The sequence below is a fragment of the Streptomyces sp. C genome (genome assembly GCF_000158895.1).
In the GTDB taxonomy this organism is placed as follows: domain Bacteria; phylum Actinomycetota; class Actinomycetes; order Streptomycetales; family Streptomycetaceae; genus Streptomyces; species Streptomyces racemochromogenes.
Genome location: NZ_GG657750.1, coordinates 5,182,124 through 5,189,560 on the forward strand (window position 1 = coordinate 5,182,124; position 7,437 = coordinate 5,189,560).

The following is a 7,437-nucleotide window of genomic DNA, read 5'->3' on the forward strand; positions in this document are numbered from 1 at the left end:
AGCTGACCCCCGAGGAGGCCCGCGCGGTGGCCTCCTGGGACCGGGACCTCGACGCCCTCGAGGGCGAGCTCCGCCGTGCCCGCGCAGCCGTGCGGGACGTCGAGTTGCCCTCCGCCCTGTCCGCGAGCCAGCTCCTGCGACTGGCCGCCGACGAGCAGGCCTTCGTACGCGACCTCGCCCGCCCCATGCCCAAGCCCCCGCAGCCCGCGGCGCGCCAGGGCACCCGTTTCCACGCCTGGGTGGAGTCCCGCTTCGACGAGCTGCCCCTGCCGCTCCTCGACGACCTCCTCGACCCCGCCACCGACCTCCCCGGCTCCGACCAGGAGGTCGCCGACGAGGCCGACCTCGCCGCCCTCAAGGCCGCCTTCGAGCGCAGCGAGTACGCCGAGCGCACCCCGCACCGGATGGAGGCCCCGGTCCAGCTGACCCTCGCCGGCCGGGTGATCCGCGGCCGGATCGACGCCGTCTACCGCAACCCCGACGGCTCGTACGAGGTGGTCGACTGGAAGACCGGCCGCACCACCCAGGCCGACCCCCTCCAGCTCGCCGTCTACCGCCTCGCCTGGGCGGAAGCCACCGGCACCCCCCTCGACCGGGTCACGGCGGCCTTCCTGCACGTCCGCAGCGGCCGCGTGATCCGCCCCCGTGACCTGCCCGGACGCGAGCGTCTTGAGCGGATCCTCCAAGGCGAATCGGGCACGGACGGCGCCCCCCGGGCGGACGGTTAGGCTCGTGGCCATGAGCGAAACCCCGGACAGCGTCGTCCGCACGTACATCGACACCCACCGCGCCGCCTTCCTCGACGACCTCGCCGAGTGGCTGCGCATCCCCTCCGTCTCGGCGCAGCCCGAGCACGCGGGCGACGTACGCCGCAGCGCCGACTGGCTCGCCGCGAAGCTCAAGGAGACCGGCTTCCCGGTCACCGAGGTGTGGGACACCCCCGGCGCCCCCGCCGTGTTCGCGCACTGGCCGGCCGCCGACCCGGCCGCCCCCACCGTCCTCGTCTACGGGCACCACGACGTCCAGCCCGCAGCCCTCGCCGACGGCTGGCACACCGAGCCGTTCGAGCCCGTCGTCAAGGACGGCCGGATGTACGGGCGCGGCGCCGCCGACGACAAGGGCCAGGTCTTCTTCCACACCCTCGGCCTGCGCGCCCACCTCGCCGCGACCGGCGCCGAGGCCCCCGCCGTGCACCTCAAGCTCCTCATCGAGGGCGAGGAGGAGTCCGGCTCCCCGAACTTCCGCGACCTCGTCGAGGCCCGCGCCGCCGAACTCGCCGCCGACGTCGTGATCGTCTCCGACACCGGCATGTGGTCCGAGACCACCCCCACCGTCTGCACCGGCATGCGCGGCGTCGCCGACTGCGAGATCGACTTCCACGGCCCCGACCAGGACATCCACTCGGGCGCCTTCGGCGGTGCCGTGCCCAACCCGGCCACCGTCGCCGCCCGCGTCGTCGCGGCCCTGCACGACGAGGACGGCCGGGTCACGCTCCCCGGCTTCTACGACAACATCGCCGAGCTCACCGACGCCGAGCGCCGGCTGATCTCCGAGCTGCCCTTCGACGAGGCCGAGTGGCTGCGCACGGCCAGGTCGTACGCGGCCGCCGGCGAGGCCGGCTACTCCACCCTGGAGCGCGTCTGGGCCCGCCCGACCGCCGAGGTCAACGGCATCGGCGGCGGCTACCAGGGCCCCGGCGGCAAGACCATCGTGCCCGCCTCCGCCCACCTGAAGCTGTCGTTCCGCCTGGTCTCCGGGCAGGACCCGTACGAGGTCGAGGCGGCCTTCCGGGACTGGCTCGCGGCCCGCGTCCCCGCCGGGATCCGGCACTCCGTCACCTTCGGCGCGCCCACCCGCCCCTGCCTGACCCCGCTGGACCACCCGGCGCTGCAGTCCGTGGTCCGCGCCATGGGCCGCGCCTTCGGGCAGCAGGTCCGCTTCACCCGCGAGGGCGGCTCGGGCCCGGCGGCCGACCTCCAGGACGTGCTGGACGCGCCCGTCCTGTTCCTCGGGATCTCCGTCCCGTCCGACGGCTGGCACTCGCCGAACGAGAAGGTCGAGCTCGACCTGCTCCTCAAGGGCGTGGAGACCACCGCCTACCTGTGGGGCGACCTCGCCGCGAACTGGTCGCCGCCGCAGCCCGCCGCGGCCACCGCCGGCACGGCCTGAAGAGTCTGAAGCACGTCCCGTACGCCTGCCTTGTCCCACCACCGGGGGAGTTGGAAGTACCAGTGAGCACCCACACCGAGCGTCCTCTGTCGCTCACCGCGCCCAGCGGCATCGACCGCGCCGCGCACCACCGCCTCGACGAGGCGTGGCTCGCCGCCGCCTGGAGCCACCCGACGACCCGCGTCTTCGTCGTCTCCGGCGGCCAGGTGCTGATCGACGACACCCCCGACGGCGGCACGGGCATCGTGATGACCCCCGCCTTCGAGGCCCCGGTCACCGAGACGCACCGGTACTTCCTGGGCACGGACGAGGACGGCGTACGGTACTTCGCGCTGCAGAAGGACTCCCTGCCGGGCCGCATGGACCAGTCGGCCCGCCCGGCCGGGCTGCGCGAGGCCGGGCTGCTGCTGAACCCGCGCGACGCCGGCCTGATGGTGCACGCGGTGGCGCTGGAGAACTGGCAGCGCATGCACCGCTTCTGCTCCCGCTGCGGCGAGCGGACCGTCGTCGCGGCGGCCGGCCACATCCGCCGCTGCCCGGGCTGTGGCGCCGAGCACTACCCGCGCACCGACCCGGCGGTGATCATGCTGGTCACCGACGAGCAGGACCGCGCGCTGCTGGGCCGCCAGGTGCACTGGCCGGAGGGCCGCTTCTCGACGCTGGCGGGCTTCGTGGAGCCGGGCGAGTCGATAGAGCAGTCCGTGGTCCGCGAGGTGTGGGAGGAGGCGGGCGTGCGGATCGGCGAGGTCGAGTACGTCGCCAGCCAGCCCTGGCCCTTCCCGTACAGCCTGATGCTGGGCTTCAACGCCCGCGCGGTCAGCTCGGAGATCACGGTCGACGGCGAGGAGATCCAGGAGGCCCGCTGGTTCTCCCGCGAGGACTACCGCGCCGCGATCGAGGCCGGCGAGGTCCTGCCCCCGTCGGGCATCTCCATCGCGGCCCGCCTGGTCGAGCTCTGGTACGGGCAGCCGCTGCCCAAGGGGCCGTCGGCCGTCTGAGCCGCCGGTCCCCGGCCGCGGACGCGGAACGGCCCCCGCCGCGGCGGGGGCCGTTCCGGAAGCGCGCGTCGCGCACGGTCGAACGTCGCGGGACGGTCAGACGGCGAGGGCCTGCTTGACCTGGGCCAGGCTCGGGTTCGTCATGACGGACTCGCTGCCGGCGGCGGACTTCACGAGCACGGTCGGCACCGTCTGGTTGCCGTTGTTGGCCTTCTCCACGAACGCCGCGGACTCCGGGTCGAGCTCGATGTTGATCTCGTTGTACGCGATGCCTTCGCGGTCCAGCTGGGTCTTCAGCCGACGGCAGTAGCCGCACCAGGTGGTGCTGTACATCGTGACGGTGCCGGTGTCCTGCATGCTCGCTCCTCTGTGGGATGTCGGTGGATCGCGGGGCCGGTGGTGATCCGAGGAGTCGAACGTCCCGCCCCGCCGCGCCATTCCCGCCGGGCCGCCCGGTGTGACCGATCCGACTGCCGGCCGGCCCGCTCCCGGGTCACCCCCGGCCCGCCCTTGCGGCACCTGCTGATCCACCGGTCCGGCCGGTACGACGGATCCCGCGGCCCTGTGGACGAGTTTCCCGTCCGGCGCACCGGACCTGGCAGCATGGCGGGGTGACAGCAGCAACGCACTCCTCATCCGTACCGGCCGGCGGCGGCGGGCCCGACGCCGACGCCGACGCCGTGCTCCAGGGCCTGGACCCTGAGCAGCGCGAGGTCGCCACGACCCTGCGCGGCCCGGTGTGCGTGCTGGCGGGCGCCGGCACCGGCAAGACCCGCGCGATCACCCACCGCATCGCCTACGGCGTCCGCTCGGGCCAGCTGATGCCGGCCAGCGTGCTCGCCGTCACCTTCACCAACCGGGCCGCGGGCGAGATGCGCGGCCGGCTCCGCTCCCTCGGCGCGGGCGGGGTCCAGGCCCGTACCTTCCACTCCGCGGCCCTGCGCCAGCTCCAGTACTTCTGGCCCAGGGCCATCGGCGGGGAGGTGCCCCGGCTCCTGGAGCGCAAGATCCAGTTCGTGGCCGAGGCCGGCGCGCGCTGCCGCGTCCGCCTCGACCGCAACGAGCTGCGCGACGTCACCGGCGAGATCGAGTGGGCCAAGGTCACCCAGACCGTCCCCGCCGACTACCCGGCGGCCGCCCTCAAGGCGGGCCGCGAGGCCCCCCGCGACATGGCCGAGATCGCCCAGATCTACGGCACGTACGAGCAGCTCAAGCGCGACCGCGGCATGATCGACTTCGAGGACGTGCTGCTCCTCACCGTCGGCATCCTCCAGGACCGCCACGACATCGCCGAGCAGATCCGCGCCCAGTACCAGCACTTCGTGGTGGACGAGTACCAGGACGTCAGCCCGCTCCAGCAGCGCCTGCTGGAGCTGTGGCTCGGCGACCGCGACAGCCTCTGCGTCGTCGGCGACGCCAGCCAGACGATCTACTCCTTCACCGGCGCCACCCCCGACCACCTGCTGAACTTCCGCACCCGCTACCCGCAGGCCACCGTGGTCAAGCTGGTCCGCGACTACCGCTCCACCCCCCAGGTGGTCCACCTGGCCAACGGCCTGCTGAACCAGGCCCGCGGCCGGGCCGCCGAACACCGGCTGGAGCTGGTCTCCCAGCGCGAGCCCGGCCCCGACCCGGTGTACGCCGAGTACCCCGACGAGCCCGCCGAGGCCGAGGGCGTGGCCCGCCGGGTCCGCGACCTGATCGCGGCCGGGGTCCCGGCCGGCGAGATCGCCGTGCTCTACCGCATCAACGCCCAGTCCGAGGTCTACGAACAGGCCCTCGCCGACGCCGGCGTCCCGTACCAGCTGCGCGGCGCGGAGCGCTTCTTCGAGCGCGCCGAGGTGCAGAAGGCGGTCCTCGCGCTGCGCGGAGCCGCCCGCTCCGCGGGCAACGACCCGCTGCTCGACGACGTCGTCGAGCTCGGTGCCCAGGTCCGGGCCGTGCTCAGCTCCACCGGCTGGACCGCCGAGCCGCCGGCCGGCTCCGGCGCCGTGCGCGACCAGTGGGAGTCGCTGGCCGCGCTCGTCCGCCTCGCCGAGGACTTCGCCCGCTCCCGCCCCGGTGCCGGGCTGGCCGAGCTCACCGTCGAACTGGACGAACGCCGGGCCGCGCAGCACGCGCCGACCGTCCAGGGCGTCACCCTCGCCTCGCTGCACGCCGCGAAGGGCCTGGAGTGGGACGCCGTCTTCCTGGTCGGCCTCACCGACGGCATGATGCCGATCACGTACGCCAAGACCGACGACCAGGTCGAGGAGGAACGCCGGCTGCTCTACGTCGGCGTCACCCGCGCGCGGATGCACCTGACCCTCTCCTGGGCGCTCTCCCGGGCTCCGGGCGGCCGGGCCTCCCGTCGCCCCAGCCGCTTCCTGAACGGGCTGCGGCCGGGCTCCGCGGCCCCCGCCGCCCGGGCGGGCGCTCCGGCCGAGGGCGTGCCGCGCAAGCGGGGCCGCCGGGGTCCGGTGCTGTGCCGGGTCTGCGGCCGGACCCTGACCGAGGCCGGGGACATCAAGCTGATGCGCTGCGGGGACTGCCCCTCGGACATGGACGAGGGGCTCTACGAGCGGCTGCGCGAGTGGCGCGCAACACAGTCGAAGCTCCAGGGAATGCCCGCATACTGCGTGTTCACTGACAAAACCCTCATGGCGATCGCGGAGGCCGCGCCCTCCGAGCCGGGCGAGCTCGCGATGATCTCCGGCGTGGGGGGCCGCAAGCTCGACCGCTACGGGGCCGACGTCCTGGCCATCTGTACTGGTCAGGAGACTGACGGTGAGGATTCTGACGACGCGTAGAAACTCGTCGGAAAAATAGTTTGCACATGCCCGGCGAAGCCCCATAGGTTCTTAGCAACGGAAACGGTGGCTTCTCCGAAGCTCCGGATCCGTGCTGTACTTATCCGAATACATGGGACAGGCCCCCGGGCCGAGTCCCCGAGACGCCGAGAGGAGGCGAGACCAGTGACCAGCTTCATGACCTTCACCAAAATGACCGATCGCTCGGTCGACGCTTCCTGCCTGCTCGGTTCCGTCTCCCTCCGGGGCACCGGTCTGTCCGCGATTTCCGCTGACAGCCCCGCCCTGCTGGCGACCCTCCCGGTCAGCGAGCGCAATGAGCGACCGACCAAGGCACTGGTGGCAGTAGCGGGAGCCCAGAAGGCGCATGGCGCCTATGGCTTCGCGGCCGCGGCCGGTGCCGGATCCAAGACGCAGCAGCAGACGACGCAGCACCACCTGATGTGGGCCTTCCGCGGGCTCGAACCCTGGAGTGATCCAGCCTGATCGCATGATCAGGCCGGCGCCTTCAGGGCCGCGGAACCCCACCCGGGATCCGCGGCCCTTCTGTTTGTCCCCGAACGGGGACGACGGAGCGAAGGGGCCTCGGGACTGGCAAGACCAGGTACCACAGCCGCCACCCGGCCGACCGGCCGGAACGACTAGCCGAACAAGACGAGGAAGAAAACACCGTGCAACTCGAAGCGCACGCCCCGTCCGTACCGCAGACCCAAACGATCTCCCCGCCCGCAGTCCCGGAGGACCACGCCTTGACCCCCCTCACCGCGCTCACCGCGCTCGACGACGCCATCGAGAACCTCGGCGTCCCCGTACCGTGCCGGACCTTCGACCCCGAGGTCTTCTTCGCCGAGTCCCCGGCGGACGTCGAGTACGCCAAGTCCCTCTGCGGCACCTGCCCGCTGGTCGAGGCCTGCCTCGCCGGCGCCAAGGAGCGCCGCGAGCCCTGGGGCGTCTGGGGCGGAGAGCTCTTCGTCCAGGGCGTGGTCGTGGCCCGCAAGCGGCCCCGTGGCCGCCCGCGCAAGAACCCGGTTGCAGCGGCATGACCGCCATCGGAACCATCGACCGCCCCCTCACGCACGACCCCTTGAAGCAGGCCCCCATGTCCCCCCACGCCACCACGAGCGAGCAGCCGCACGGCTCCGCCACCGCAGACTTCATCACCGCAGGCGCGATCACCTCGCGTCAGAACAGGACCCGCGAAATGCAACTCATCCCAGAAGCCCTGGCCCGTGCCCATATGGACGACCGCATGCGCGAGGTGGACGCCGAGCGTCACGCCCTGCGCCTGGTCGCCGCGCGGCGCATGCAGCGAAGGGCCGAGCGCGTCTCCATGCGCGCGCGGCGCGCGCTGGCCATGGCCGTCATGCACTGAGCACGCGACCGGCCCGACAGGGCCGGAAGCCGCTCGAAAGCGACGTGAAAGCCACCTGAACACCGCCGGAGCCGGCTGAACACAGCGGGCGACGGCAGCACCCGGGGGG

Annotated in this window: 8 protein-coding genes; 7 read left to right on the top strand and 1 reads right to left on the bottom strand. The window is 73.0% G+C overall.

The features are described 5' to 3' along the window. From SSNG_RS23520 to nudC, 3 genes are all read left to right on the top strand, one after another. Positions 1 to 728: PD-(D/E)XK nuclease family protein (locus SSNG_RS23520; protein WP_042801721.1), on the top strand; the 728-nt coding region annotated here is incomplete at its 5' end. Between the two features lie 10 nt (positions 729 to 738). Further along, complete coding sequence (locus tag SSNG_RS23525) at positions 739 to 2,169, top strand: dipeptidase (protein ID WP_007266402.1); 1,431 nt, start codon at positions 739 to 741, stop codon at positions 2,167 to 2,169. 62 nt (positions 2,170 to 2,231) lie between these two features. Further along, complete coding sequence (gene nudC / locus SSNG_RS23530; RefSeq protein ID WP_241695103.1) at positions 2,232 to 3,167, top strand: NAD(+) diphosphatase; 936 nt, start codon at positions 2,232 to 2,234, stop codon at positions 3,165 to 3,167. 96 nt (positions 3,168 to 3,263) lie between these two features. Here the strand turns inward: nudC and SSNG_RS23535 are convergent, their stop codons facing one another. Continuing rightward, positions 3,264 to 3,524 carry a mycoredoxin gene (locus tag SSNG_RS23535; RefSeq protein ID WP_007266404.1) on the bottom strand — a complete coding sequence of 87 codons (261 nt, stop codon included), beginning with the start codon at positions 3,522 to 3,524 and terminating at the stop codon, positions 3,264 to 3,266. A 254-nt stretch (positions 3,525 to 3,778) separates the two neighbouring features. Here SSNG_RS23535 and SSNG_RS23540 point away from each other — a divergent pair, with 254 nt between their 5' ends. The 4 genes from SSNG_RS23540 (at position 3,779) to SSNG_RS23555 (ending at position 7,328) form a co-directional block, all read left to right on the top strand. Then, positions 3,779 to 5,956, top strand: a complete 2,178-nt coding sequence (locus tag SSNG_RS23540) for an ATP-dependent DNA helicase UvrD2 (protein WP_241695104.1) — start codon at positions 3,779 to 3,781, stop codon at positions 5,954 to 5,956. Between the two features lie 177 nt (positions 5,957 to 6,133). Further along, a complete protein-coding gene (locus tag SSNG_RS23545; protein ID WP_042804008.1) occupies positions 6,134 to 6,442 on the top strand; it encodes a hypothetical protein in 309 nt (102 codons plus the stop codon). Positions 6,443 to 6,627: 185 nt separating this feature from the next. Continuing rightward, the gene (locus SSNG_RS23550) at positions 6,628 to 6,999 is read left to right on the top strand and encodes a WhiB family transcriptional regulator (protein ID WP_007266407.1); all 372 of its coding nucleotides are present in this window, start codon (positions 6,628 to 6,630) and stop codon (positions 6,997 to 6,999) included. After that, a complete protein-coding gene (locus SSNG_RS23555; RefSeq protein WP_007266408.1) occupies positions 6,996 to 7,328 on the top strand; it encodes a hypothetical protein in 333 nt (110 codons plus the stop codon). Before SSNG_RS23550 ends, SSNG_RS23555 begins: the two co-directional genes overlap by 4 nt. Positions 7,329 to 7,437 lie beyond the last annotated feature (109 nt).